Origin of the sequence: Nitrospira defluvii, assembly GCF_905220995.1 — a bacterium.
Lineage (GTDB): Bacteria > Nitrospirota > Nitrospiria > Nitrospirales > Nitrospiraceae > Nitrospira_A > Nitrospira_A defluvii_C.
The window spans coordinates 1,293,999-1,318,802 of sequence record NZ_CAJNBJ010000001.1 but is presented as its reverse complement, the minus strand read 5'-3'; the positions used below and the strand labels follow the sequence as shown (position 1 = coordinate 1,318,802).

Annotated in this window: 22 protein-coding genes and 1 tRNA gene; 11 read left to right on the top strand and 12 right to left on the bottom strand. The window is 60.3% G+C overall.

Annotated elements, in window-relative coordinates; genetic code table 11:
- Positions 1 to 45: 45 nt before the first annotated feature.
- The 6 genes from KJA79_RS06410 to pyrF form a co-directional block, all read right to left on the bottom strand.
- Positions 46 to 1,347 (bottom strand): glycosyltransferase, encoded by a 1,302-nt coding sequence (locus tag KJA79_RS06410; RefSeq protein WP_213041151.1) that lies wholly within the window; start codon positions 1,345 to 1,347, stop codon positions 46 to 48.
- 334 nt (positions 1,348 to 1,681) lie between these two features.
- Entirely contained in the window at positions 1,682 to 2,050 is a 369-nt protein-coding gene (locus KJA79_RS06405; protein ID WP_213041150.1) for a hypothetical protein, read from the bottom strand.
- 152 nt (positions 2,051 to 2,202) lie between these two features.
- The gene (locus KJA79_RS06400; protein ID WP_281412664.1) at positions 2,203 to 2,547 is read right to left on the bottom strand and encodes a PilZ domain-containing protein; all 345 of its coding nucleotides are present in this window, start codon (positions 2,545 to 2,547) and stop codon (positions 2,203 to 2,205) included.
- A gap of 157 nt (positions 2,548 to 2,704) precedes the next feature.
- Positions 2,705 to 3,079, bottom strand: a complete 375-nt coding sequence (locus KJA79_RS06395) for a PilZ domain-containing protein (RefSeq protein ID WP_246507500.1) — start codon at positions 3,077 to 3,079, stop codon at positions 2,705 to 2,707.
- A 35-nt stretch (positions 3,080 to 3,114) separates the two neighbouring features.
- Positions 3,115 to 3,191, bottom strand: a tRNA-His gene (locus KJA79_RS06390).
- 125 nt (positions 3,192 to 3,316) lie between these two features.
- The gene (gene pyrF, locus KJA79_RS06385) at positions 3,317 to 4,036 is read right to left on the bottom strand and encodes an orotidine-5'-phosphate decarboxylase (RefSeq protein WP_213041147.1); all 720 of its coding nucleotides are present in this window, start codon (positions 4,034 to 4,036) and stop codon (positions 3,317 to 3,319) included.
- A 127-nt stretch (positions 4,037 to 4,163) separates the two neighbouring features.
- On the opposite strand from pyrF, the gene rpsT reads away from it, so the two are divergent.
- A complete protein-coding gene (rpsT, locus tag KJA79_RS06380) occupies positions 4,164 to 4,442 on the top strand; it encodes a 30S ribosomal protein S20 (protein WP_213041146.1) in 279 nt (92 codons plus the stop codon).
- Here rpsT and holA read toward each other — a convergent pair.
- The 3 genes from holA to leuS are packed head-to-tail and all read right to left on the bottom strand — an operon-like array spanning position 4,423 to position 8,687.
- Entirely contained in the window at positions 4,423 to 5,535 is a 1,113-nt protein-coding gene (gene holA, locus KJA79_RS06375) for a DNA polymerase III subunit delta (protein ID WP_213041145.1), read from the bottom strand. The genes rpsT and holA overlap by 20 nt on opposite strands.
- Positions 5,536 to 5,557: 22 nt before the next feature.
- The gene (lptE, locus tag KJA79_RS06370; protein WP_213041144.1) at positions 5,558 to 6,250 is read right to left on the bottom strand and encodes an LPS assembly lipoprotein LptE; all 693 of its coding nucleotides are present in this window, start codon (positions 6,248 to 6,250) and stop codon (positions 5,558 to 5,560) included.
- Position 6,251: 1 nt separating this feature from the next.
- Entirely contained in the window at positions 6,252 to 8,687 is a 2,436-nt protein-coding gene (leuS, locus tag KJA79_RS06365; RefSeq protein WP_213041143.1) for a leucine--tRNA ligase, read from the bottom strand.
- Positions 8,688 to 8,903: 216 nt separating this feature from the next.
- Here leuS and KJA79_RS06360 point away from each other — a divergent pair, with 216 nt between their 5' ends.
- Both KJA79_RS06360 and KJA79_RS06355 read left to right on the top strand, forming a co-directional pair.
- The gene (locus tag KJA79_RS06360) at positions 8,904 to 9,512 is read left to right on the top strand and encodes a class I SAM-dependent methyltransferase (protein WP_213041142.1); all 609 of its coding nucleotides are present in this window, start codon (positions 8,904 to 8,906) and stop codon (positions 9,510 to 9,512) included.
- Between the two features lie 123 nt (positions 9,513 to 9,635).
- Complete coding sequence (locus KJA79_RS06355; protein WP_213041141.1) at positions 9,636 to 13,580, top strand: PAS domain S-box protein; 3,945 nt, start codon at positions 9,636 to 9,638, stop codon at positions 13,578 to 13,580.
- A 30-nt stretch (positions 13,581 to 13,610) separates the two neighbouring features.
- On the opposite strand, the gene KJA79_RS06350 is transcribed toward KJA79_RS06355, so the two are convergent.
- A complete protein-coding gene (locus KJA79_RS06350; RefSeq protein ID WP_213041140.1) occupies positions 13,611 to 14,294 on the bottom strand; it encodes an HAD family hydrolase in 684 nt (227 codons plus the stop codon).
- Positions 14,295 to 14,372: 78 nt separating this feature from the next.
- On the opposite strand from KJA79_RS06350, the gene der reads away from it, so the two are divergent.
- The 8 genes from der (at position 14,373) to KJA79_RS06310 (ending at position 21,944) form a co-directional block, all read left to right on the top strand.
- Complete coding sequence (gene der, locus KJA79_RS06345; RefSeq protein ID WP_246507448.1) at positions 14,373 to 15,749, top strand: ribosome biogenesis GTPase Der; 1,377 nt, start codon at positions 14,373 to 14,375, stop codon at positions 15,747 to 15,749.
- Between the two features lie 243 nt (positions 15,750 to 15,992).
- Positions 15,993 to 17,027, top strand: coding sequence for a hypothetical protein (locus tag KJA79_RS06340; RefSeq protein ID WP_213041139.1), 1,035 nt, complete (start codon positions 15,993 to 15,995; stop codon positions 17,025 to 17,027).
- Positions 17,028 to 17,105: 78 nt separating this feature from the next.
- Positions 17,106 to 17,738, top strand: coding sequence for an RNA polymerase sigma factor (locus KJA79_RS06335; protein WP_213041138.1), 633 nt, complete (start codon positions 17,106 to 17,108; stop codon positions 17,736 to 17,738).
- Positions 17,739 to 17,766: 28 nt separating this feature from the next.
- The gene (locus tag KJA79_RS23295) at positions 17,767 to 18,066 is read left to right on the top strand and encodes an anti-sigma factor family protein (protein ID WP_425518095.1); all 300 of its coding nucleotides are present in this window, start codon (positions 17,767 to 17,769) and stop codon (positions 18,064 to 18,066) included.
- A 9-nt stretch (positions 18,067 to 18,075) separates the two neighbouring features.
- The gene (locus KJA79_RS06325; protein WP_213041136.1) at positions 18,076 to 18,462 is read left to right on the top strand and encodes a c-type cytochrome; all 387 of its coding nucleotides are present in this window, start codon (positions 18,076 to 18,078) and stop codon (positions 18,460 to 18,462) included.
- A gap of 90 nt (positions 18,463 to 18,552) precedes the next feature.
- Complete coding sequence (locus KJA79_RS06320; protein WP_213041135.1) at positions 18,553 to 20,268, top strand: hypothetical protein; 1,716 nt, start codon at positions 18,553 to 18,555, stop codon at positions 20,266 to 20,268.
- A gap of 150 nt (positions 20,269 to 20,418) precedes the next feature.
- Complete coding sequence (locus KJA79_RS06315; protein WP_213041134.1) at positions 20,419 to 20,844, top strand: PEGA domain-containing protein; 426 nt, start codon at positions 20,419 to 20,421, stop codon at positions 20,842 to 20,844.
- A 53-nt stretch (positions 20,845 to 20,897) separates the two neighbouring features.
- The gene (locus KJA79_RS06310; protein WP_213041133.1) at positions 20,898 to 21,944 is read left to right on the top strand and encodes an NAD(P)-dependent alcohol dehydrogenase; all 1,047 of its coding nucleotides are present in this window, start codon (positions 20,898 to 20,900) and stop codon (positions 21,942 to 21,944) included.
- A gap of 190 nt (positions 21,945 to 22,134) precedes the next feature.
- On the opposite strand, the gene KJA79_RS06305 is transcribed toward KJA79_RS06310, so the two are convergent.
- Both KJA79_RS06305 and KJA79_RS06300 read right to left on the bottom strand, forming a co-directional pair.
- Entirely contained in the window at positions 22,135 to 23,100 is a 966-nt protein-coding gene (locus tag KJA79_RS06305) for a multicopper oxidase domain-containing protein (protein WP_213041132.1), read from the bottom strand.
- A gap of 316 nt (positions 23,101 to 23,416) precedes the next feature.
- Complete coding sequence (locus KJA79_RS06300) at positions 23,417 to 24,787, bottom strand: M20/M25/M40 family metallo-hydrolase (RefSeq protein WP_213041131.1); 1,371 nt, start codon at positions 24,785 to 24,787, stop codon at positions 23,417 to 23,419.
- Positions 24,788 to 24,804 lie beyond the last annotated feature (17 nt).

Sequence of the window (24,804 nt, the reverse complement as noted above, 5' to 3'; positions counted from 1 at the left end):
CGGCCTCGACTGCAGCCTGCCTTCAGATGGACGGAATTGCGACCATCAACTGGTATGCGGTTCATTCCAACGCGCCACCAGGTACGACTTATCCTTTTCAAACGCCTGGCAGAGCGCCTCGATCCGGCCCTCGGCTTCGCTCGACGTCAGCCCCTGGGTATCCAACACGAACGAGGCAGTCCGCCCCAGATACAAGGGAGTGAACGCCTTCAACACGTGATCACGCGGCAACACACGATTGCGGTAGGCCACGGCGGCGTCATAGACGACTCGCGCCCACAGACTATCGGCGATGCGAAAATCCTGCAAGGCACAGGTTCCCAACGGTCGCAGGCTTTGCCTGGTCCCGGGAGCGAGAATTTGATCCCAGATCGTCCCCAAGTCGCTCAATCCCTGCCGGAAGGTGCTGATCATGCGATCGACATTCACGTTGACCGGCTCCACGCCGACTTCGTACTGGAACCCGAACAGGGGCACCGCATTCGAGCCATCCGTCTTGCCCCACACCGCATAATGATCTTCCATGAGGGCGAACACGGCGCCGAGCACCTGCACCAACATGGCCGACAAATCAGCGGCCGGGTCCTTGGGATTGTGGATTTTGGCACCCAGAAAGCTCTGGCACACCCTCGCCCCGCTGGCAATGGCCTCTGTCGTCATCCAGATGTCGATCCCGAACTTCGCGACTTCCGACTCCCACACATGTTTGTCCAAATAGTGCTGGGCCAATTGGCCGGAAAATCCGAAGTCCCCGCCGATCGGCTGCCTGATCCGGTGGCCATAAAGCGTGCGCGTCAACGGATAGACAATGCTGTTGGTGATGGTCCCGTCATATTTGTGCCGCAGGTAATAGGGCGCGACATAGTCGAACCCCTGCTCGAACACCGGACTCACCAGCAGCTCAATCCACTCGGGAGTAATGCTGCGCAAGTCCGAATCCACGACGGCACAGGCCTTGGCTTTCAAGCGGCGCGCGATTTCAAAGATCGTCCGAAATGCGCTGCCCTTTCCCGGAATCCCGTGATAGGGCGTGATGATCTTATGGAGCGAACTCTGTTGGTCCCCGATAAACAACGTCTTCAGGTCGACCACCGCTTGGGCGACCACTTCCTGCGTCCCGTCGGTCGACCCACCGTCCGAATTCACCAAGACGGCGCGGGCGTCGGGGAAATATTTCGCCAGGCCGGCACTCACCGCCTTGACCACATGACCGATCGTTTCGACATTGTTGAAGCTGGGAATGCCAACCAAAATATCCGTCTGGGCGAATTGGTCGACCTGCGCTTCCGTTTCCGGGGTCAGGGGCGTGGTATGGGCGGTATCAGGAAGATTGGAGCCAGGCGTCATACGTCTTTCTCGCACGCCTCCGCCCTGGCAACACTGTTATGACATGACCGAACAGAAGCGGCGAAAGGCAGGTGTGTGTACAAATGTCTCTTAGCTAAGAGACACCATCTTACCCAACGATGTCAAGCCAATCGACCGCGACACCGACCGTTGGTTGAATATGCGTGCAGCAGCGAACGACGCAAACCGAACCGGACCCATTGCGTCTGTTTTCCGCATAGCGAGGCGGCACCTGGACATTGGGCTGATGCCTTCATGCTTGCAATATGATTGCAGCGAGGAATTCGAACGACGGCAGGTGGGGAGAGGCCAGATGGGACGAGGTTCGACCGAATTATCCGGCATCCGAAATGACAATCTGTTCTCGTCGATCGCTACTGAACGGCGGCAGAGGAACATGTGCGCTGACGAAGTCGTTGAGACGAAGTTGATCATCGGCATCCATGAGAATGGGATCGACCCCGAGCCGAGAGTCATTCGCCCAACGGATCGTTGCCAACCTCACGGACAGCGGCCTCGGCTGTCCAGGAATATGCAGATGCAATTGGAGGAGATCCCCGGCTTGCAACCCTTTGAGTCCGGTTCGCGACCAACCCGGAATGGACAGGTCCAGCATTCGACCATTCCACACCAGCAATCCGTCCTCGGAACGCGATCCGGTACACTCGATAATAAACCGCGGGCGATTCTGTTGTTCCATCATCCCTCCAAGCAAACGCCTCGGCAGAATATGAAAAACAACAGATTGCGGGATAGTCCCCGAAAGTGGGGGACTTGCATGAGCCAACCGATCGTGGGGCGAGGATGCGCGGGAAGGCCGGAACGGCCAATGAGGTGAGGGACCTGCCCTCCCGGTCAGGCGACGCGGGAGGAATCCGAAGACTTCACCACTGACTCGACAAATCTGTGAATACGCGCTTCCGCGCCGGCGTTCATTTTGACCGTTTCGAGGCCGAACACTCGATCCTTCACCCACTGAACCGTCACCCCTTCCACATCAATGGCCTTGGGTTGATCGGGCAGAAAGACCCGCAGGGTGAGTTTCATACCGACTGTGACCGGCTTATCCCCCTCGATCCGCCAGCCCTTGACGGAAAGATCACAGACCTTGCCGGTCCCGACCAGCCCTTCCCCGAGGTAATAGAGAAAGCAGCTGACCGGCACGCGCGAATGCGAACGAGATGTGTGTGACTTGGCCATGGTCATGAGCAACAATGTTGGCTGTGGACGAGAAGAACCCCGACCATGGTCGAGTCTACTCAACTTGCGGACAATGACCAAGGAGATTCTCGTTCTCCAGCAGAGGCACCCGTCTCGATACGCAGGCATGTGTGGGGAGAAACCGCCAGGGAAGGAATTAGACGAGGGCTGTCACAAACTGTTCGAGCCGAGCCCGCTCATCGGCTTTGATCGAATCAACTTCGATCCCGAATTCCTGGCCCCGGGACCAGCGGACAACCGCCCGATCAACAAACACCGTGGGATGGTGATCAGGGAGAAAGATGCAGAGCGTGACCATCATCCCAGGCTCAACCGGATGCGTCCCATCGACTCGCCAGCCGTTGAGGGAGAGATTCCAGGCCATCCCGCTTCCTTGAAACGCATCACAGGAGTAATACACCGAGCATTGAATAGGAAAGCGCCGAAACGATCGAACCTGAAAGCGGGTACTGAGAGCGACTGGGGGGCGAGAAGGAACCAGCGGAGTCAGATGTTTGTTGCCACCGGTCATCATATTCCTGTTCGAACAATCCGGCCGCACGAGGTTGGGGTGAGTGACGGGTTTCGAACCCGCGACCTCCGGATCCACAATCCGGCGCTCTAACCAGCTGAGCTACACCCACCGCACACACCCACAGGGACGCGCATCTTAACAAACCACGAAGAACAGTCGCAACCGCCCGCCCCATTCCCAACCAGCTGACACCTCTGGATGACGAACGGGGCGAGAGCATCACACCCTGGGCCGCTATCCAATTCGGCGATCGAACGCCGTCTGCATTTCTGCCAGGATCGCCGCCGTCGCGAGCGCAGGATCGTCTGCATCCCGAATGGGTCGACCTATCACCAGGTAATCAGCACCGGCCGCGATAGTCTGGGTGGGAGTGGTCGCCCGAGCATGGTCGTCGGTCCCTGTTCCCGCCGGCCTGACCCCCGGTGTGACGATGATCAACCCTGGACCCACCGTGGCGCGAATTGCCGCAGGCTCTTCTCCTGATGCGACGACCCCGTCACACCCCACTTGCGCCGCCAACTGGGCTCGGGCCGTCACCAGATCCCTGACGCTCCGCTGAATGCCCATATCACGCAGATCTTCTCCGTCGAAGTTCGTCAAAACCGTCACTGCAAGCAATTTGAGATTCGACTGTCCCCGCCCTTGCACGGCAGCCAGCAACGCCTTGCGATTCGCATGAACGGTCAAAAAGGTGGCTCCCATCGCGGCAACCCTGGCAGTCGCACGCCGGACGGTTTCTTCGATATCAAGAAATTTGAGGTCAAGAAAGACGCGTTTTCCACGGTCCACCAATATCCGTACGATGTCGGGTCCCGCCACCGTATAGAGCTCCAGCCCCACTTTTACGAAACGCACCTGGTCTCCCATGCGATCGACCAGCCGCTCGGCCTCGGCAGCCGAAGGGACATCCAGTGCGACAATTAACCGATCTCGAGCATCGATGTGCGTGTTCATAACTACGCCGCAGCCACCAGGGAAGCCCCCCCTGCAACCCGGCTGACTCCTTTCCCTCGTTCACTCTCCTTGACCTATCTTCTCCACCTGTGCTACAAGACCAAGCTTTGAACGTAGGAGATTCCGTATGCCTGTTGTCCACAAATCCACGATCCGACGTGCCCGTCAATCTGAGAAGCGCCGGTTGCGCAATCGCGCCACCCTCAGCTCGGTCCGGAGCATCCTCCGCAAGGTTCAGGATGCGATCACGGCCAAGAAACCGGAAGAAGCCAAGGCGACCTTGCGTGATGCGACGGCAGCCCTGGGCAAAGCGGTCACCAAAGGTGTCCTGAAGCCCAACACGGCCTCACGCCGCGTGTCTCGGCTCGCTGTTCGAGTGAACGCACTCACCGCTTCCGCGTCGTAACTGTTCTGACATTCGACACCGGTCTCGAACTCGACGGGCGCGGGGCCGGTGATGCCGTTTGCATCCGCTCCACCGATGCTGTCGGTTTTGACGGCTGTCCGCAGAGTCGGAACAACAGATCTTCCATCACACGGACAGGACTGCTCCCGCTCCCGCCTTTGAGCTTCGAATCCGTGTCCAAAAACCACTGAAACGCCTGCGTCAACTGCGTATCTGGAAATTGCGCGAAGAACCCACGCACCCGTGATGGGTCCATCCTGAACGTCCGCGCCGCCTCGCCCTCACGCCCTCCCGACTTCATCTGCTCTTTCAATTTCCACAGTCGCCGATACTGCCAGACCAACGCTCCCAAAATGCGCAGCGGCGCCTCTCCATTCTCCACATTGCGCGTCAGAATCCGCATCGCCCGCCCATGATCATGGGCACCGATGGCGTTCATCAGGTCAAACACCGACGCGCCCGGCTCGGTTCCCCGCAACGCCTCCACCTCCGCCGACTGGACAGTTCGCTCGGACGGCACATAGGCAGCCAGCTTTTCCAACTCCCGCTTCACGGCATAGAGCGATTCGCTGCCTACCTCTTTGAGCAACTGAATCGCGTCATCCTGCATGCGTACCCCCAAGGCCACCGCTTCTTGACGAATCCATGTCGACAGCTGGGCTTCACGCAGCGGCGCGCAACTGACCGACACCGCCTGCTTCGTCAGCGCCTGGGTCCACTTGAGCCGCCCATCCAACTTCACCGCGACGACGACCAGCGTCGTCGTGTCATTCGGAGCCGAGAAATAGGACAGGAGCTTTTCCCCCTCACGCGCCGGGAGCTTCTCCACCGTTTTGTAGACCACAACGCGGCGCTCAGCGAATACCGGAATCTCCGCCGCGCAGGCCAACACGTCCTCAACCGCCGCATCGTCGCCATGAAAGATATCGTAATTGAACCCACTGTCCGAAGCTGAGCCGAGAGCGGCGACTCGCAATGCGGCGACGGCCTGGTCGCGGAGATAATCCTCCTCCCCGACTACCGCATACAGCGGCCCGACTCCACTCCGCGCAAGCGCCTGAGACAATTCCAGACTCGTGACCGAGGCACCCATCCGCGACAGCCTTTCCGTCCCCCTATCGCGCCGCCTCGGGCCGTGGCTGGACACCCTGGCCAGCCTCCGCCTTCACCGAGCGCTTCAGCACCTTGTCTAACTCACCCGCATCCAGAAACAGCAAAAAGCGTGACGCGAGATCTTCCGCGACAAACCGCCCTGCCTGCTCAAGCGCGCGATTTTGCAGAACCCGATTGAATTGCAGGTCCTGGGTGAGAAAAAACTCCGAGGTGCCTTTGGCGACCTGCGACCAGACGACTCGCTTGGTCTTCGCCTCCTCGATCTTCACACTCACCAGCATTTCCACACGGCTTTCAAAGGTCGTAGTCTGATCAAAACTTAGCGTCGGCAGGAGGATTTGCATGATTTGCCCGGACAAGAACAAGTCGGCTCCGGCCGAAGGGCCGACAATTTCCGCCCCCGCCCCCGCCGAAAATTCCCGGCGCAGATAGTTGGCGAGTTTGATCTCGAAATTCGGCTCATACGTCGTATTGGAGATGGGAAGAATGGCCAACCGTGGAGTCTGTGTCCGCTTGGTCGTCTGCTCCGCCGCCCCGCCGACCGTCGGACCGGCGCCTTGCACTCGAAACTGATAGCCGCACGCACTGAGCAACAGGCTCAGGGTCACGACACCGGTCGCACGGAACACATACCCGGGAACGGCCGAGCCACGCAGGCACCCATGATCTCTGTTCCCTGTGTCCAGACGAACCATTTCACACCACGAAATTCATCAACTTCTTCTCGACGTAGATCACCTTCTTCGGCTCCTTCCCTTGCAGCCACTCAGCAACTTCCTGCTTGGCCATGGGCTCCAGCTGATCGCGGGACGTGCCGGCATCCACCTCCAGCTTGCCGCGGAGTTTGCCGTTCACCTGAATCGGAATCGTCCAGCGGTCGCTGACGACCAGGGCCGGATCGAACTCCGGCCAGGACTGCTGACCGGCGCTGGGGGCATGCCCGAGACGCTCCCAGAGTTCCTCGCTGAGGTGGGGCGCGAAGGGCGACAGCAGCAGAACAAAGGGTTCCAGCAGCTGTCGAGGTCGCTGCTCCAGCTTGGTCATCTCGTTCGTAAACACCATCATCTGCGAAATAGCGGTGTTGAATCGCAGCCCGTCGATATCGTCGGTGACTTTCTTGATCGTGTAGTGCAGCAGCCGCTGCTGCTCGGGCGTCGGTGCCGCCCCTGTCACTGCCGCGCTCAACGCACCATCCTCGCCGATCATCAAGCGCCAGACACGATCCAGGAATCGTGTAATGCCTTCGACGCCGCGCGTGCTCCACGGCTTCATGGATTCCAACGGCCCCATGAACATTTCATACAATCGCACCGCATCGGCACCGAACTGGTCGATCATGTCGTCCGGGTTCACCACGTTGCCGCGCGATTTCGACATCTTCTGATTGTCTTCCCCCAACACAATGCCCTGATGCACCAGCTTCTTGAACGGTTCCGGAGTACTGACCACTCCCGCATCGAACAGCACTTTGTGCCAGAACCGGCTGTAGAGCAGATGCAACACCGCATGTTCGCTGCCGCCGATGTACAGGTCCACCGGCATCCAGTATCGCTCCTTCGCCGGATCGACCATCTGCCGGGAATTCTTCGGATCGATGAACCGCAGGTAATACCAGCAGGAACCCGCCCACTGCGGCATGGTATTCGTCTCGCGCCGCGCCGGTTTGCCGGTCGCGGGGTCCGTCGCATTCAACCATTCCTCCAGATTGGCCAAGGGGCTCTCGCCGCTTCCGGACGGCTTGAAGTTCTTGGTCTCGGGCAAGGGCAGCGGCAACTGCTCCTCCGGCAATGGTCGCGGCTCTCCATCGACCCACACGATCGGAAAGGGCTCGCCCCAATACCGTTGCCGGGCAAACAGCCAATCCCGGAGTTTGTAGTTGATGGTCTTCTTGCCCTTCCCCGCAGTTTCGAGCCAGGCGGTCATTTTTGGGATCGCGTCGCTGGGTAACAACCCGTTGAGCGAACAAGACCCGTCCGGGGTGGTCGAATTGATGACCCGGCCGCGATCCGTGTCGACGAAGGCGGACTTGTCGATCTGCCCGCCCTGAATCACCTCGCGAATCGGAAGGTGGTACTGCGTGGCAAAGGCCCAATCGCGTTCATCGTGGGCCGGCACGGCCATAATGGCCCCGGTGCCATAACTCATCAATACGTAGTCGGCGATCCAAATCGGCAGCCGCTCCTGATTGACGGGATTGATCGCATAGCCGCCGGTGAAGACGCCGCTCTTGACCTTCTCCAATTCCTGGCGCTGCAGGTCGCTCTTCCGGGCGGCGGCTTCGCGATAGTCCATCACCTGCGCCCGTTGCGAGGGAGTCGTCACCACATCGACCAGCGGATGTTCGGGGGCCAGGACCATATAGGTGGCACCGAAGAGCGTATCGGGGCGGGTGGTAAAGACGCGAAGATTTCCCGGCGCGTCGGCAAGCGCAAAATCGACCTCGGCCCCGATGGAGCGTCCGATCCAATTCTTTTGCATCTCCAGCGTACTGGCCGGCCACTCCACGAGACTCAGATCTTCCAACAACCGCTCCGCGTAGGCGGTGATTTTCAGGACCCATTGCCGCATCGGCTTGCGGATGACATCGAATCCGCCGACTTCGCTTTTCCCGTCGACGATTTCCTCGTTGGCCAGCACCGTTCCCAATGCCGGGCACCAATTGACCGGAACCTCGGCCACGTAGGCCAGCCCCCGCTCGAACAGCCGGAGAAAAATCCACTGGGTCCAACGATAGTAATCCTGGTCGGTGGTGCTGAGCTCACGCTCCCAGTCATAGGAGAGACCCGCGCGCTTCATTTGTCGCTTGAAGGTTGCAATATTTTGCGCCGTGGTGATGGCGGGATGAACCCCGGTTTTCACGGCATACTGCTCGGCCGGCAGCCCGAATGCATCCCAGCCCATGGGGTGCAAGACGTTAAACCCGCGCATCCGCTTATACCGGGACACAATGTCCGTGGCGGTATACCCCTCCAAATGCCCGACATGCAGGCCGGACCCGGAGGGATAGGGGAACATATCGAGACAATAAAACTTCGGCTTCGAGGGATCATCCGACGCTCGAAACGGACGATGCGTCTCCCAATAGGCCTGCCATTTCGACTCAAGAGCCTGGTGATCGTACGATTTACTCATCCTACTCACATCACATGCGAGGCGCCCATTCGCACTCGGCGAGAGAACGGACGACTCTAGCATACGCGGCACGGAGCGACAAGGATGAGTCCGGCCAGCGCAGTATCGCAGAGCACATCCCGGCCTCTTGATCCCCGGTCCGACTCCTGGTCAAATGCGGAGAAGACAGCGACACACGACAGGCTCCCTCATCCATCGCCGGGATCCGCCCACGCCATGTACGCGACCTACATCTTCCCTCGACTCATGGATTGGGTGCTCCGGGGAGAGCGTTTCCAAACCGAGCGTCGCCGTCTGCTTGTCGCTGCGCATGGCAACGTGGTGGAGATCGGCTTTGGAACCGGACTGAACCTGCCGCATTACCCTCGAACCGTCACCGCCTTGTATGCGGTCGACCCCGCCCCGCTCCTTCCCGATCGTGTGGCGCAGCGAGTCGCGAGCGCCCCATTTCCGGTCCATCTCCAGCATGTGACCGCAGAGGAGCTGCCGTACGACGATCGCACGTTCGACTGCGCAGTCAGCACCTTCACGCTCTGCACGATCCCGGATCCGCTGCGATCGTTGCGCGAAGTTCGGCGGGTCCTCAAGCCAAACGGACGGTTCCTGTTTCTGGAACACGGCCGGAGCGACGATCCTGCAACCGCCCGCTGGCAGGATCGTCTCAATCCACTGCAACGTCACCTGGCCTGCGGATGCAATCTTAACCGGCCAATCGACCGGTTGGTGATCGAGGCGGGCTTGCGGATCGAACAGCTCGATCGAGACGTCCTGCCCGGCGTGCCCAGAATCGGCGGCGAGCTTTACCGTGGCATCGCCAGCTCCTAGCACCATCACTTAAGTGGAACCAACGAGATCTCGCAAATTGTATCCCTCACGGCAATTTTGTAGACTGCAGCCTATGACGCACGTGCCTCGCAGTCGTCCGTCCCCAAAGCGGGAGTGATCCCGATGGCTTCCTCGCAACCAGTTCCCGGCGACCGACCTTCTTCCACGTCCGCCATCCCGCAACCCATCGATGCAGCCATGGACGCCAACCTGATGTGGCAGCGGGTCACGCTGCTCTACGAGAGCATGCCGGCGGCCCTTGCGGCCGGACTCGGCTGTGCATTCGCGCTGGTGGTCGTCAACTGGAACGTGCTGCCCCACAACCAGCTCCTGGCGTGGCTGACCTATCATGTCATCCTCGCGACCGGTCGCTACCTACTGGCGAGATCATTCAGGGCTACCAGGCCGACCGCGACCACGAACCGACGCTGGCACCGGGCATTTCTGACCGGCACCACCTTGGCCGGAGTCGGATGGGGCGCGTCGGCGCTGATCCTGTTTCCGGAATCATCTCCCACCCACCAGGTATTTCTGGCCTTCGTGCTGGCAGGGGTTTCGGCCGGTGCCTCCTCCACGCTGTCGGCGCGCTTCGATGCATTTCTCTCGTTTGCCCTTCCGACCCTGACGCCGCTCATTCTGCGTTTTCTCTTTCTCAATCATGCGCAGGCCCTGCCCATGGCGGTCTGCACCTTGTTGTTCTCCTTGCTCATGATCTATACCGCCTCCCGAACCTCGAACACCGTGCTCGAAACTCTCCGGCTGAAATACCACAACGCACAACTCGTGGATCAACTCGCCTCGCAATTGGAGGAAGGGGAACAGACCGCGCTACTCCTGAATGTCCACTCCGAACACTATCGTTTCATCATGGAGTACGCACAGGACATCATTTACCGCACCGACCGGAGCGGCCGGTTCACGTTCATCAATCCCGCCGTGATCCGCCTGCTGGGGTATCACGAGACAGAAATGCTCGGGCACCGTGCGCTGGACCTGGTGCATCCGCACTACCGCCGTACCACCGAGCATTTTTACATCCGCCAGTTTCTCAGAAAGATTCCCAGCACCTACTACGAATTCCCGCTGGTGACCCGAAACCGCCAGACGCTGTGGGTTGGCCAGAACGTGCAGCTCTTGCTGCGCGACCAGGAGGTCATCGGGTTCCAAGCCGTGATGCGTGACATCTCTTCACGCAAACAGGCCGAGGAAGCGTTGCGCTTCAGCCAGGAACGCTACCGGGCGTTGTATGAGAGCAGCCCAGAAATGTTGCTGACCGTCGACGCGAAAGGCACACTCCTCACGGTCAACGCCACCGCTGCCGCCGAACTTGGGTATGATGCGGACACTTTGATCGGTCAGCCCGTGTCCCTGATCGTCCATGCGGACGATCAAGCCAGAATGCAGCAGCATTTCGATGATTGTCTCGCCCATCCGGGTAACGTGCTTCGCTGGGAGTTCCGGAAAATCAGGAAAGACGGCAGCCATCTTTGGGTGCGAGAAGCCGCTCGAGCCGTCCGGAACCCAGACGGCCGGGTCGACATCGTCATCGTCTGCGAAAACGTGACCGACCGCAAAGGCATGGAAGACGCGCTGACCCATACGCGCCAACTTCTGGAGTCGATCGTCGAACACATTCCCCACATGGTGTTTCTTAAAGACGCGCGGGAGTTGCGCTTCGTCCAGTTCAACAAGGCCGGGGAACAGCTGATCGGCATTCCGCGGGAGGCGCTGCTGGGAAAGAACGATTATGATTTCTTCCCCCGCGAACAGGCGGAGTTTTTCACTGCACGGGATCGTGAGGTCCTGACCGGCGGGACCCTGCTGGACATTCCAGCCGAACCGATTCAGACAAAGGACCACGGGTTGCGTTGGCTCCATACCAAAAAACTTCCCCTCTACGATCACACCGGCGTGCCACGGTATCTCCTGGGAATCTCAGAAGACATCACGGACCAGAAGCAGCGACAAGAGATCGAGCAACAGCGCCTGGGACAACTCGCGACGCAGCAATCGGTCCTCCACAAACTGGCCGAAGATCCGGCCATTCATAGCGGACATCCTCAACAGGCCTTTCCTGTGATGACCGAGCATGCCGCAGCCACATTCGCCGTCGAGCGGGCAAGCATCTGGCTCTTCGACGAGACCCAAACCACGCTGATCCTACAAGACCTGTTCGAAGCCACCCCCACACGCCACCTGCGTGGAGCCACCCTGTCCACCACACAATACCCGGCATACCTTCGAGCCCTGGAAACCGAACCCTATTCCCTGGCCGCCCATGCGGCCCAGACCGATCCCCGCACCAGCGAACTCACTGCATCCTACCTGGCCCCGCTCGGCATCGTGGCGATGCTGGATGCTCCGATTCGCCGGCATGGGCGCGTGGTCGGGGTCTTGTGCCTCGAACATATCGGCCCGCCCAAAACCTGGACCAGCGAGGAAGAGGCCTTCGCCGCATCACTGGCGGCCATGGCCACCCTGACGCTGGAAGCCGCCGACCGCCGACAGGCCCAAGAAGCGCTCGAGCAACATGTTCGTGAGCGCACCGGTGAACTACGCCGCATGACCGCCCACCTGCAGACGATCATCGAAGAATCCCCGCTGGCCATGATCGAATTGGACCAGGCCGGACATGTCACGACCTGGAATGCAGCCGCCACCTCCCTGTTCGGCTGGACCAGGGAAGAGGTCATCGGACAGGAACTTCCGTACGTACCATCCGGGCAGGAGGGGGAGTCCGATGCATTGTGGGCCTCGGTCATGAGCGGAGGCGCGCCACGGGGCCTGGAACTGCGCCGGAAGCGCAAGGACGGCACCGTCATCGACGTCAACATGTGGGGGACGCTGCTCCAGGGCCCCGGTGGTCAGACGACAGGGTCTATCGGCTTCTTCATCGATGTCACGCAACACAAACAACTGGAGGAGCAGCTCCGGCAAGCCCACAAGATGGAGGGCATCGGCCGGCTGGCCGGCGGTGTCGCCCACGACTTCAACAATCTGCTGACGGTCATCAACGGGTGTGCCACCCTCGCTCTGGAACAGGTACGGGCCGAAGATCCGCTGCATCGCTCGCTGACGGAGATCCTGACCGCCGGACAGCGGGCGGCCGCGCTCACCAAACAACTGCTCGCCTTCAGCCGGAGACAGGTCCTGACCTTCCAAGTCTTCGATGTGAACGAGGCGTTGTCGTCGATCAGTTCGATGATCGAGCGGCTGATCGGTGAGGATATCGTCCTCATCCGGGATCTCACACCGCAACCATGCATCATCCGCGCAGACCGTGGGCAGATCGATCAAGTGATCTTGAATCTGGCGGTCAATGCCAAGGACGCGATGCCTCACGGAGGGACCCTCACGCTGAGCACGCGCATCCTGCTCATTACCGAGGAGACGCCGGTGCCACATCCGGCCCTGCTCCCGGGGAGCTACACACACCTGTCGGTCCGCGACTCTGGAACGGGCATGGACCGCGCCACCCTGTCGCATATCTTCGAGCCGTTCTTTACGACCAAGGAAGAGGGCAAGGGAACGGGCCTGGGGCTGGCAACAGTCTATGGCATCATCAAACAAAGCCAGGGATTCGTCTTTGCCGACAGCAACCCCGGCGAGGGCACCACGTTCGACATTTATTTTCCGTCGGCCGAGGCGCCCCCCTTGGCCGTTGGGCCACCTCCCGCCTCCCGACCGCATTGCGGCCGGGAAACCATCCTGCTCGTGGAAGATCAACAGGCCGTGCGGCTGCTGCTCACCCAGGCACTGTCCGACTACGGGTACACCCTATTGGAAGCCTCCAGCGGACAGGAAGCGCTGCGGCTCGTGGCCGCAGCCAAGACACCCATCCACATCCTGCTCACCGACGTGGTGATGCCGCAGATGACGGGACCGGCGTTGGCCGAGCGCCTCCGCCAACAATGGCCGGAGCTGCGGGTCCTGTTCATGTCGGGATATGCGGAAGGAAGCGTGCTGCCGACGTTCCTCGCCGAACCGGGCACCGGCTTCATTCAGAAACCGTTTCTCCCCACGGAACTAGCCAGGAAATTGCGCGAGCTACTCGATCCGGCCAAATAACACACCTGGCGAAGAAACAGGGGGACTGCCCTACCCCGGCAAAATCGACTGAAAGGTTTCGATGGAGTGAAATCGCAAGGAAGGGACCGCGGACGCCTGCGAACTCGACTTCGAACGATGAAGGATGCGGCCGATGCCGAACTGCGCAGCCGCCGCGAGGCACTGCTCGTCGTCATCAATATAGAGCGCGCGTGACGGCTCAAATCCGACCAGTTCCCGGCAGGTCGGCCAATATTCAGACCGCATCTTGAGCCATCCCACCTCGAAGGCGTCCACGATACGATCGACCTGCCGGTCCAGCCCTGTCTTGGCGGCTTTGACTTCGACTCCCGCCCGATGCGCATTCGTGAGAATCGTGACGCGTTTCCCCAATCGCCGTAACGACATCAGGAACTCCTCTGCGTCGGGGAGAAAGCCGATCATATGGTCGAGCTCGCGATGCATGGCCACCACGTCGATGTCCACCCGCTCCGTCCAGTAGTGCAAATCCGTCCAGGCCAGTTCTCCCTCCACGGAACGATACATGCCCATCAAGCGGTCCCGGGCTTCCTCAAACGGCAGCGCATGCTTCGCGGCATACCGTCTCGGCAGCTCCTCCTCGAAGAAGAAGTTGTCGAAATGGCGATCCAACAGCGTGCCGTCCATATCGAGCAACACATCGTCGATCTGAGTCCAATCAAGCGTCTGAGGAGGCCGACCGGCTTGGTGGTGCATATCCGCAGTATACCGGAGACCCGTTGGAGATGACGAGTGATTGTGTTCCTTGAAATCTCTGTGTTACCGTCCCTCACCATGCCCCGCTCAAAACCCGCTCGTGGTCCCGTTACGCCACTCTTCACGCTTGAAGGCGGTCGTCTGCCCATCATCGCCCTGATCGGGCGGCCCAATGTCGGCAAATCGACGCTCTTCAACCGCATTCTCGGAACGAGAGCCGCCATCGTCGACGACGTCCCAGGCGTGACGAGAGACCGCAACTATGCGGATACCACCTATCGCAACCGGCACTTCCGACTGGTCGACACGGGCGGACTTGATCCGACGGCCCAGGAGGGCATGTTGTCGTTGATCCGGCAACAATCCCAACTCGCCATTGCCGAAGCCGACATCCTGGTCCTCGTCCTCGACGCCAGAGCCGGCCTGACTCCGCCGGACGAAGAGGTCGTGGCCACCTTGCGTGGAACGGACAAGCCCGTGTTTTATGCGATCAACAAGGTGGATACACCGAAGGCCGATCCGCTCATCGCCGATTTCTATCGCTTAGGCCAGGAACAGCTCTATCCCTTGTCGGCCGAACATGGGATCGGCGTCGCCGAGCTGCTTGACGACCTGTTTCCTCACATGGTGGAACTGTCCGAGGAGGAAACCGCGTCGGAGATCCCTCGGATCGCCATCGTGGGACGCCCGAACGTCGGAAAATCCACCCTGGTCAATTCGGTCCTCGGTGAAACGCGGGTGGTCGTCAGCAATGTGCCCGGCACAACGCGAGACCCAGTGGATTCGGTAGCGACGTTCAAGGACCGTCAATATGTGTTGACCGACACCGCCGGCATCCGTCGGCGAGGCCGCGTGGAGCGCGGCATTGAAGGCTACAGCGTCGCCCGTTCGTTGCGCGCCATCGGCCGTTCAGACGTGGCGGTGCTCCTGCTCGACGCTGAAGAGGGCGTCACGGAACAGGACACCAAGATCGCAGGCCTGGTCCTCAAACAGGGGCGCGCCTGCATCCTGATCGTCAACAAGTGGGACCTCAAGGCCGACGACGTGGGCGCCCGAGAGACCTACAAACAGGACCTCGAACGCCGCTTTCCTTTCCTCGCCTGGGCGCCGGTGCTGTTCATCTCCGCGCTGGGACAGGATTTTTTGCGCGGCCTGTTTGCCCTGATCGACCAGGTGTACTTGTCCTTTTGCAAGCGGGTTCCCACCGGCAGCTTGAACCAGTTTTTCCAGGGTCTCCTGGAAGAACATCCGTTGCCGGTGCGAAAAGGCAAACCGGCCAAGGCCAGCAAATCAGCCTTTATGACGCAAGTTGCGACACGCCCTCCCGCGTTTGCCCTGTTTGTGGGACACCCTGACAACATGACTCCGGCCTACCTGCGTTTTCTTGAGAACCAAATCCGCAAGGAATACCATTTTTCAGGCACGCCCATTCGGTTGATGGTCCGCAAAAAATGACTTCGTCTCCGCGCGGGTGCTCGCTCTCAGTTCGCGAGACCTGACACTGGGCCGATACGAACCTCTCAGCGGCCGTGCCGAGAGGCTTTCAACTTGACTCACACCGACCAGCATGTTATTCGCACAGGAGACGTTGTACGCCACGCACGATCCGGCAGGACTCGTCATTCGAAGAGGATGACTGGTTTCTCCCCCGCTCAATCGGCGTCACACCATTCCACACAGAATCGGTCGACGAACACTATGGCTACCTTCGTGCATTCCCAACAGCGATCGCTGCGTTTCTCTCTCGCATGGCGCGCCTGTGTGTCCCTGGTGTGTCTGGCGGCACCGACTTGGGCAGATACAGCCACACCGCTCATCGAACCGCCGCCCCTGACTGAATCCGGCGAGGCCCCCCCTGCACCCGTCCCTGCCGAAACGGCTGAGCCCGAGGCACCGGCACCGCAGGCACCGGTCTCGCCATCCGTGCGAGTATCCGGCTCGATCTGGCGGTCCAGACCCGGAATCATCTTCCTGCAGACCCCGATCGGCCCGCTCTCGCTCAGTTCAAAAACCACGCTGCGCGATATCAAGAACTCGCACAAGATCACGCTGTATGTTCACGGCACCACCAGCGTCGTTGATATTCGCGAGAGAAGCGCCGATAAACTGGTGCACCGCTACGTCACCGGTATGCCCAACTTCACGACGCCGGACAAGCATGCCGTCACGCTCTGGACCCCGGACGGCGAACGGTCTTTCACGCTCGGCGTATTTGAAGCGAAAATCGCCGGCCGTTCGGACCAGCAGCCGTTGACCGTCGAAGTCGACGGGGCGGGAACCGTTCGCGGCCTGCACGACGTGCAGTTCGACCTTCAGGTAAACCAGATTCCCCGCAACACCTCGGCCGTCCAGCTGCTGTTAAATGGAACGGTCTCCAAACTGAAATCGAACTATGTCTTCCTGAAAACCTCGCTCGGCATCGTGACCGTCAGCTCGAAAACCGGCGTCCGTAACGCAAAGGTTGGGCAGGAGATGTCGGTCTGGGTCCAGGATCGGCACGTGGCCATCGACCTGTATCAAGACGGCCTCACCACCCCGTCCCGCCGGTTCCTATCCGGCCCGCTGGCGTACGAGGATGGGCAGAACGCGCTGATCATGCAGAGCCCGGAAGGGACGCAGTCCATTCCTCTCGCACAGCGACCACCCTCCCTCGCGGCGATGAAAGAAGGCGTGCCGATTACTGTGGAGCTGGGCCAGCAGGGTGAACTCGTCGAGATCCGTCGCGTCCCCTAACTGCGGCCGTAGCCACGTTGGGGTCGGTTCCGCTCCCTTGACAGGGTTTGGACGTGGCCCGTAGACTCGCCTCCGCGTATGGCAGCACGGAAGCACAGTGAGTCCGGCTCAACAGACGGCCATGGCGCGTCTTCCCCCACTGCCCGTCCCTTCGACCAGCTCTATCGCGACAACGTCGATGTGATGTACCGCTTCGCCTATCGCCTGTGCGGGGAGGCGGAGGCGGCCAAAGATCTGGTCCAAGAGACATTCCTGAACGCGTATCGCGCGTACGACCGCTTCCGCGGGGACTCGCAAGTGTCGACCTGGCTCTACGCGATCGCGTCCCATGCCTGCCAGCGCATGCGACGCAAGCGAAAGGGAGAACCGGAACGCGAGTTGTCCCTCACCGAGTTCATCCCGACGTCGGAAGGCGAATTTTCCTTACAGATCCCGATGGAGGGCCTGAGCCCTCAAGAAGCGCTGGAAAATAAGGAGCTGCGCCAGATTCTTGACCGGGCCATCGCCAAACTGCCACGCAAATACCGCATGGTCCTGGTCCTGCGCGACATGGAAGGATTGAGCGCCAAGGAGGTGGGCGGCATTCTCGGGCTGAACGAACGCGCCATCAAGTCCCGCCTGCACCGTGCCCGCTTGTTTGTCCGAAAGGAACTGAGCGGCAAAGGCTTGACTGTCGATGGGCACGAGGACGTTACCACCCGACACCGATAGTTTGGTATAGTCAAGAAGAAGCACCACCATGGCAGACCGCGTACGCACATATCCAGGCACTCGCAAGCCCACCCCTCACCAGGGTCACCGTAAGCGGAATTGTGTGAAAGTCCTCGAACGTCTCTCGGCCTACCTGGACGACGAGCTCTCGGGCGACGTCTGCTCGGAAATTCGCCTGCACCTTGGCGATTGCCCGAATTGCGAGGTCTTCCTCGACTCCCTGCGTCAAACGGTCCGCCTGTGTCAGCACCGCCCCTCACCGCCCCTCTCTGAAAAAGATCGCGCCGCCCTCCGCCTCCAGATATTAAAAGCTGCCGACGCAGTGTGACCGGACGTGATGGCTCCGTTCTCCGACCGCCTGTTCCTCGCGCTTGTGCTGGTCGGAAGCGGCAGTGCGCTGCTGATGGCCCAGCCTTCGGACGTGCTTGATCGCGGCCAAATCATCTATCGCGAGCATTGCATGGAATGCCATGGAGAAACCGGCAAAGGCGACGGGCCCAAGGCCCCGTTCCTCTCGCCACGCCCCGGCAATCTCGTGTCGGCCGCCACCTCCGCCAAAACCGATACAGAACTGCTGCGCACGATCGCGCATGGCAAGCCCCGCACCGCCATGCCGGCCTGGCAAGACCGGTTAGCGGTGGAAGATCAACAGGCCGCGCTCCACTATATTCGTTTCCTGGTGCGGTTCAGCCGATCCTCCACGCCCCCTCCGCCTGCCCCCTAAACCCGTCCTCTTCCCGATCGCGCCTCTTTCGCCTGAAAAGAGCCCCATGATAGAGTGATCCTCTTTTCATCCTCACGGGAGGTCGTTCGCATGATTCTCGGGAACCTGTTCCATCGACGACAGACGATTGTTATCGCAACCCTCGCGGTCGCGCTCGGGGCCTGGGCCGGAACGGCCGAATCGGCACCGGCAAGCGGCACGAAGGGACATGCCAAAGCCGGCACAGTCAAAACGACACCGGCCATACAGACTGCCATCCGGTATGCCGAAGCCCTTTCGCAGGGTGATCGAGTCACAGCAGGACAGCTGGACTTTGCGTGCCAGTACCGTTTCGTGACAGCCCTTCAGGGAAAGGCCAAGCAGTTTGCCCCAGCCGGAGATGCCTTCTACGATGCCTGCTGGCAAACCCTGACCGAAGCCTATGCGCCGATGCTGAAACGGTCGGACATTGCCATGGATATTCTATGGCCGAGCACAGGTCCATTGGTCTTTTTCGGGGATGATCTCCCGAGAGCCCCAGCCTCCGCCTTTGTAGCGGATGTGGTGGGGATTTCCCCGCCCGGCAGCGGCCTCCATGTGAGAGCCCTCGGCAGCCGCACGATTCCATCCGGCTCATTCAAGCTGACACGCGCCGGCAAAGTGCTGGCGGCTCCGACCACCTTGGTGCAACTTGCGATTCAGTATCAGGACCCCCTCACCTCGCCCGTGAGCTACGCCGCGGGCCATGTGAAATGGACGAGCACGATCAAGCGCCCACGGCGAGCGCTGAAATCCGTGACCACGCAGTGGGTCGTCTTTACCGGCCTGAAGCAACATGGATTCCCCGGCGATACGGCGGTGTTCAACCTGCCGGTGGCGTCACAACCGGAAGCGCCAGGCATGATCGCAGATAAAATCCCGTTCACCACCGAAGTGAGCCGGGTGTTGCCGGAATCCCTGGCCTGGTGGGAGCCGAACGACCAACCGGGTGTCCTGACCGCGGCGGCCGCGCGCGCGGCTATTTTCCCCGAGCTCCGCGATCGAGTCGCCTTGCTCAACCGGGTACTGATCATCGACCCGCAACAGCCGGACGCCCTCACAGTCCTGACTCGGCATCTCTACAGCGCTCTCCTGTTTGAAGCGCGAGGCGCCCATCAGGTGCCGGCAAAAGATCCGGCGCTGGGGATCGTGGTGGACGAGTTTTACTGGAACATCTATGCACAGGGCCTCCGGATGGATCTCTCAAACGCGATGGAAATGGGCGGCCTTTCCCAACCCACGCCGGCCGACCTCCTCTATCGCTTGATACCGGCCCTCCAAACCCTGACCACAATCAGGCCGGAACAACTGGACAACCGGTTCAGACTCGGGGTGGCCTATCGATGGAACAACGACCAGATTCCCATGGTCGAAACATTCGAAGCTCTCGTCAAAGACATTCCGGAGAACCGCAAGACGCCCAAAGCCGAGGCCTTGCTCCAACTCGCCTGGTCTCGCATCAACAAGGTCTCCTGGAACCGTATTCTGCATGACCCGGAAACCCCACGAGCCTATGCCAACGCCGAGGCCTCCTTGGCCTATGCCGAACTGCCGCTCGACAAATTTCTGGCCGAATACGCCATGGCCTACGCCATGATCTTTTTGCCGAACTATGGGGACAAGACGAAGATGCTGCACCACCTCACCGAAGCCAAACGGTGGTTTGATGAGGTCCCCGGCAAGTCGGATGAAGTGTGGCGCTACTTTCTGCACACCGGACTGCTGAAAGCGGTGCTCGACGCCGATCCGATCTTCGCTCCCATCCTCGCCACGACTCCCCCAGTCTAACCGACACACCCTGGACCGGTAGAGGGCAATACCAGCCTCTGCCGGTCTGTTTGATGACCCATGTGAGCGCCCTCTCCGTTCCCCTTCATACCTTGTCAACTACGGATAGCTGTGGTAACGATGTCGCGGATGTGTCGCCAGGGAATCCCTATGCCATGCAGAGGCCGGAACCCAAGCACCCCGAAGACCGCCACAGCCGTGATGCTGCTCGCCTGCTGCCTGCATCTTGCCGGCTGCTCGATCTTTGGTGGAACGTCACAACCGCTGATCGTCAATTCTGAACCGCCGGGGGCGGACGTGATGATCAACGGGACCCTTGCCGGGACGACGCCGCTGCAGCACCAGGTCCCACGCCGGGGGGACCTCACGGTGGAGATACACAAAGCCGGCTATACGCCACAGACCAGAGTGACAGGCCGAAAACTCAGCAGCGTCGGCCTCGTGGATGTGATCGGGGGAGCGTTCTTCCTGTTACCGCTGCTCGGCCTCATCGCACCCGGCGCATGGGAGCAGGACCCGTCGGCAATCGGCGTCACGCTCGAACCGGAGCATTCTCCACCGGCACCCACGCCATAACCGATCCGACCGTCACGCGCCGCCCCCAAACCAGATCGGAAGGAACACACACCATGATCGACGTACGAGGCTACGCCGCTCGCACCGCGAAATCCCGGCTCGCTCCCTTCACATTTTCACGCCGAGAGGTAGGCCGGCAGGACATACTGATCGGCATCCGGTACTGCGGCATTTGTCATTCGGACGTGCATCAGGCACGAGATGAATGGGGCGGCTCGATCTTCCCCATGGTGCCCGGGCATGAAATCGTGGGAGTCGTCGAACGGGTCGGCGCCTCGGTCAAGCAATTCAAAGTCGGCCAGATGGTCGGAGTCGGATGTTTCGTCGATTCCTGCCGGACCTGCCCGCAATGCAAGAAAGGCCAAGAGCAGTACTGCGAAGGCCATCTGAGCTTTACCTACAATGGCAAGGAGCGGGACGGCATCACTCCGACCTATGGCGGGTATTCCACCAAGCTGGTCGTTGATCAGCGATATGTCCTTCGCATCCCCAAGCAATTACGTCCCGAGGAAGCCGCACCGCTTCTGTGCGCCGGCATCACCGCCTATTCCCCCTTACGCCACTGGGGAGTAGGCAAGACCCATCGCCTGGCAGTTGTCGGCCTGGGAGGACTTGGTCACATGGCCGTCAAAATCGGAAAGGCCTTGGGCGCTCACGTGACCGTGCTCAGCCACTCCGGCAAAAAACGTCACGACGCCAAGCGATTGGGGGCCACAGACTTCTTCAAGACATCCGACCCCAAGACATTCACCACACTGGCCAAACGGTTCGACTTCATTCTGGACACGGTCTCGGCGCCTCATGATCTGGATGCGCAGTTGGAATTGCTCAAGACCGACGGCACGATGATCCTCGTCGGCGTGCCGGACAAACCGGCGCAACTGGGAGCCTTTCCGTTGATCCTCAAACGGCGAAGACTCGTGGGATCATTGATCGGCGGCATTCAGGAAACGCAGGAAATGTTAGACTTCTGCGCCAAGCACAAGTGCGGGGCCGACGTGGAGGTCATCCCGATTCAGCAGCTGAATGAGGCCTACGATCGATTAGTCCGCGGTGACGTCCGGTATCGTTTCGTCATCGACATGAGCTCGCTCACGTAATCCATCATGAACTGCCCCTTTGCAGACGACGTCCGCGCCCGACTCTCGCCCAGGCGTGAACTATCAGGCCGCACCGGCACGCCATCAAGTTTGCGATGTTGTACAAGTTGGTGAGTCGGAAGAAAAAGTAGGCCGGGCGGCTGTGAAGCCGCCCGGCCTGTCGTCAGTGGCGCGAGACGCGGCGCGCCGATTACTTAGCAGGCGTCACAAGCGGCATGAGCGGCAACTGCCTTGCATCCTTGTCCACCTTCAACAGTGCAATGGCACCGCGAAGCGCGTCGGTCAAGGAGTGGGTGACGATCGGATACACCCCGTCATTGTTATCCAGGACCATATCGAGGATCGCCGCGCCGGCAGGTGGAATCAGCTGAGTCTGCACGCCGCGCGTATGGTTGGCAGGATTGCCGCTTTCCCACACATCGTCCCAAATCTCAGCGATCGGATGGACCGCTGACACGTTGTTCGGGCCGGCGTTCACAAAATAAAACCGAACCCGCTCGCCCGGCTTGGCGTCTAAGAAATCGCCTCCCGCCTTGCTGTGCACCGGGTCATACCGGAAGACGGATCCGTTGAACACCACATGCTGGTACTTGCGATCGAACATGGCGTCCGCATCGTCCGGATCTTTGAATAACTCACTCTGCACCAGCACGTATTCCCGATCCGCCTTCGGCAACGCCTTAGGATCTTTGGGATCGACGATAATCGCCCCCATCATTCCCCGCGCGATGTGCTGAATCATGGGAGACGCGCCGCAATGATAGGCAAAGATGCCCGGCCACTTCGCCTTGAATCGATATTGCAAGGACTCACCGGGGCGCACTTCCTTGTAATGCTCGAGGAAGTTGGTCTCCGCGGCATGGAAATCCATGGAGTGGGGACGCCCGTTGGTTTCAGGATTCGTCAGCGAAAACACGACTTCGTCGCCTTCCTGCACTCGAATCACCGGACCAGGAAATTGCCCGTTGAACGTCCAGGCATCGTATGTATGTCCCTCGCCGTCGATGACGAGCTTCGTTTCTACGGCGGTCATGGAAACTTCAACGACTTTCGCGAACGCGGACTCGACCGGCTGCATGGCGAGGCCCGAGACTGCGGCCAGCCCCAAAACCGTGCGGATCACCGACTGACGAAAGCGGGTATTGCATCCTGTCATGATACTGCGGCTCCTCCTGTTAGTGTGAATGGGCACCGATCCATTGAGACACACTGGCAGGATACCGAGGTTACCAGCAATAAAATATGATGTGTATCATGTTTCAAAAATACCGCGATCTGCGCACTCGAAGCAGCGTCCGAGGGGCGAGGGACGATTATCGCCCTCCTGCCAATTCCGAAAACGATCTGTGAATCCTTGCTGTATACGGCACGTGATGCCATGCCAGTGGCCTGGCTGGGCTCCCACTGCGCGCGCCCAACGAGGGTCTGTGAGACCGCGCGTTGCGCGAGCAAGGGAGATCCACCAGATCACTCTATCCCCTTGCCATCTTCGCCAACTCCGAAAAATAATGGGAAAATGCTTTGATGCCGCCGGAGGCCTGCCCCCAATCGAAATACTCATTGGGCGCATGGTAGCCATGCTCAGGCAGACTCAGGCCCATGAACAGAATCGGGACCTTCCAGGCCTTCTGCATCGTCACCACCGCGCCGATAGAGCCCCCTTCACGGATGAACGCCGGTTGCTTCCCGAATCCGGCTTGCACCGCACGCTTCACCGCCTCGACATACGGCCCCTCGAAGGCACCCCGGAACGGGTGCAACATGCCCTCTCGTTCCACCTTCACCGCGGGATTCAACTTGGCCACATATGTCCTCAGCAAGGTGAAGACCTTCTCAGGAGTCTGACTCGGCACCAGCCGCATGCTGATTTTGAGTTCGCTATGGCCGGGCACGATGGTCTTGACGCCGGGACCATGATAGCCACCGGTAAGCCCATGCACCTCGAACGTGGGAGCGGCCCAAATCCGCCGCATGACCTCAGCCGGATCCTCCGTGCGCAACGTCCTGAATCCGTAGGCTTGCTTGAACTTGCTCACCTGAAAACCCGACTTCAGGAAACTCGCGATCTCAGCCTTTGTCGGCGGCACGACCTCATCATAAAACCCTGGGATCTTCACCTTCCCGGTCTTGGCATCAACACAGGCATGGACAATGTCCATCAACTCGACGAGCGGGTTACGAGCAGCCCCGCCGGTCACACCGGAATGAGCGTCCTTGGTTCCGGTTCGCAGCACCAGGCGCGCGCCGAGCAACCCCCGCAATCCGTACGGCATCGCCGGCTGATTCTTGGAGAGCCAGATCGTATCCGAAATGACCACTGAGTCGGGACGCGGGATCGCCGCCCGGCTCTTGATCGCCGAGGCAAAACTGGGACTCCCGTTCTCCTCTTCCAGCTCCCAGAGAAACCGCACATTGATCGGCACCCCCTGGTCGATCGCATAACGCGCGCCGAACAGGGCCGCGAGGGCCGGCCCCTTATCATCCGTCGCACCACGTCCTCGGTAGATGCCGTTGTCGTTCTGAAAGGCAAAGGGAGACTGTTTCCACTCGGGCTCCTGCGCCGGCTGGACATCCATGTGATTGTAGACCGTGACGGTGGGATAGCCGGGATCGACCGTCCAACCGCCCGACACCACCGGATATCCCGGAGTCTCGACGATGTGCGCCTCGGCGCCCGCAGCCCGCAGGTACTGTGCAGCGAGTTCGGCCATGCGGTGCACGTCGGGAGCATGCCGGGGATCCATGCTGATGGAAGGAATTTCCACCGCCTGCCCGAGCATCTCTTCATACTGCGGACGACTGTCATTAATGTAGGTCTCCACCTGCCGTTGCACGTCGCTCATTGATCTACCTCCCTCAT

Bases quoted from the DNA above. Each gene is read 5' to 3' on its own strand.
- KJA79_RS06410 (WP_213041151.1), bottom strand. From the start codon at position 1,347: ATGACGCCTGGCTCCAATCTTCCTGATACCGCCCATACCACGCCCCTG.
- KJA79_RS06405 (WP_213041150.1), bottom strand. From the start codon at position 2,050: ATGATGGAACAACAGAATCGCCCGCGGTTTATTATCGAGTGTACCGGA.
- KJA79_RS06400 (WP_281412664.1), bottom strand. From the start codon at position 2,547: ATGGCCAAGTCACACACATCTCGTTCGCATTCGCGCGTGCCGGTCAGC.
- KJA79_RS06395 (WP_246507500.1), bottom strand. From the start codon at position 3,079: ATGACCGGTGGCAACAAACATCTGACTCCGCTGGTTCCTTCTCGCCCC.
- pyrF (WP_213041147.1), bottom strand. From the start codon at position 4,036: ATGAACACGCACATCGATGCTCGAGATCGGTTAATTGTCGCACTGGAT.
- rpsT (WP_213041146.1), top strand. From the start codon at position 4,164: ATGCCTGTTGTCCACAAATCCACGATCCGACGTGCCCGTCAATCTGAG.
- holA (WP_213041145.1), bottom strand. From the start codon at position 5,535: ATGGGTGCCTCGGTCACGAGTCTGGAATTGTCTCAGGCGCTTGCGCGG.
- lptE (WP_213041144.1), bottom strand. From the start codon at position 6,250: ATGGTTCGTCTGGACACAGGGAACAGAGATCATGGGTGCCTGCGTGGC.
- leuS (WP_213041143.1), bottom strand. From the start codon at position 8,687: ATGAGTAAATCGTACGATCACCAGGCTCTTGAGTCGAAATGGCAGGCC.
- KJA79_RS06360 (WP_213041142.1), top strand. From the start codon at position 8,904: ATGTACGCGACCTACATCTTCCCTCGACTCATGGATTGGGTGCTCCGG.
- KJA79_RS06355 (WP_213041141.1), top strand. From the start codon at position 9,636: ATGGCTTCCTCGCAACCAGTTCCCGGCGACCGACCTTCTTCCACGTCC.
- KJA79_RS06350 (WP_213041140.1), bottom strand. From the start codon at position 14,294: ATGCACCACCAAGCCGGTCGGCCTCCTCAGACGCTTGATTGGACTCAG.
- der (WP_246507448.1), top strand. From the start codon at position 14,373: ATGCCCCGCTCAAAACCCGCTCGTGGTCCCGTTACGCCACTCTTCACG.
- KJA79_RS06340 (WP_213041139.1), top strand. From the start codon at position 15,993: ATGGCTACCTTCGTGCATTCCCAACAGCGATCGCTGCGTTTCTCTCTC.
- KJA79_RS06335 (WP_213041138.1), top strand. From the start codon at position 17,106: ATGGCAGCACGGAAGCACAGTGAGTCCGGCTCAACAGACGGCCATGGC.
- KJA79_RS23295 (WP_425518095.1), top strand. From the start codon at position 17,767: ATGGCAGACCGCGTACGCACATATCCAGGCACTCGCAAGCCCACCCCT.
- KJA79_RS06325 (WP_213041136.1), top strand. From the start codon at position 18,076: ATGGCTCCGTTCTCCGACCGCCTGTTCCTCGCGCTTGTGCTGGTCGGA.
- KJA79_RS06320 (WP_213041135.1), top strand. From the start codon at position 18,553: ATGATTCTCGGGAACCTGTTCCATCGACGACAGACGATTGTTATCGCA.
- KJA79_RS06315 (WP_213041134.1), top strand. From the start codon at position 20,419: ATGCCATGCAGAGGCCGGAACCCAAGCACCCCGAAGACCGCCACAGCC.
- KJA79_RS06310 (WP_213041133.1), top strand. From the start codon at position 20,898: ATGATCGACGTACGAGGCTACGCCGCTCGCACCGCGAAATCCCGGCTC.
- KJA79_RS06305 (WP_213041132.1), bottom strand. From the start codon at position 23,100: ATGACAGGATGCAATACCCGCTTTCGTCAGTCGGTGATCCGCACGGTT.
- KJA79_RS06300 (WP_213041131.1), bottom strand. From the start codon at position 24,787: ATGAGCGACGTGCAACGGCAGGTGGAGACCTACATTAATGACAGTCGT.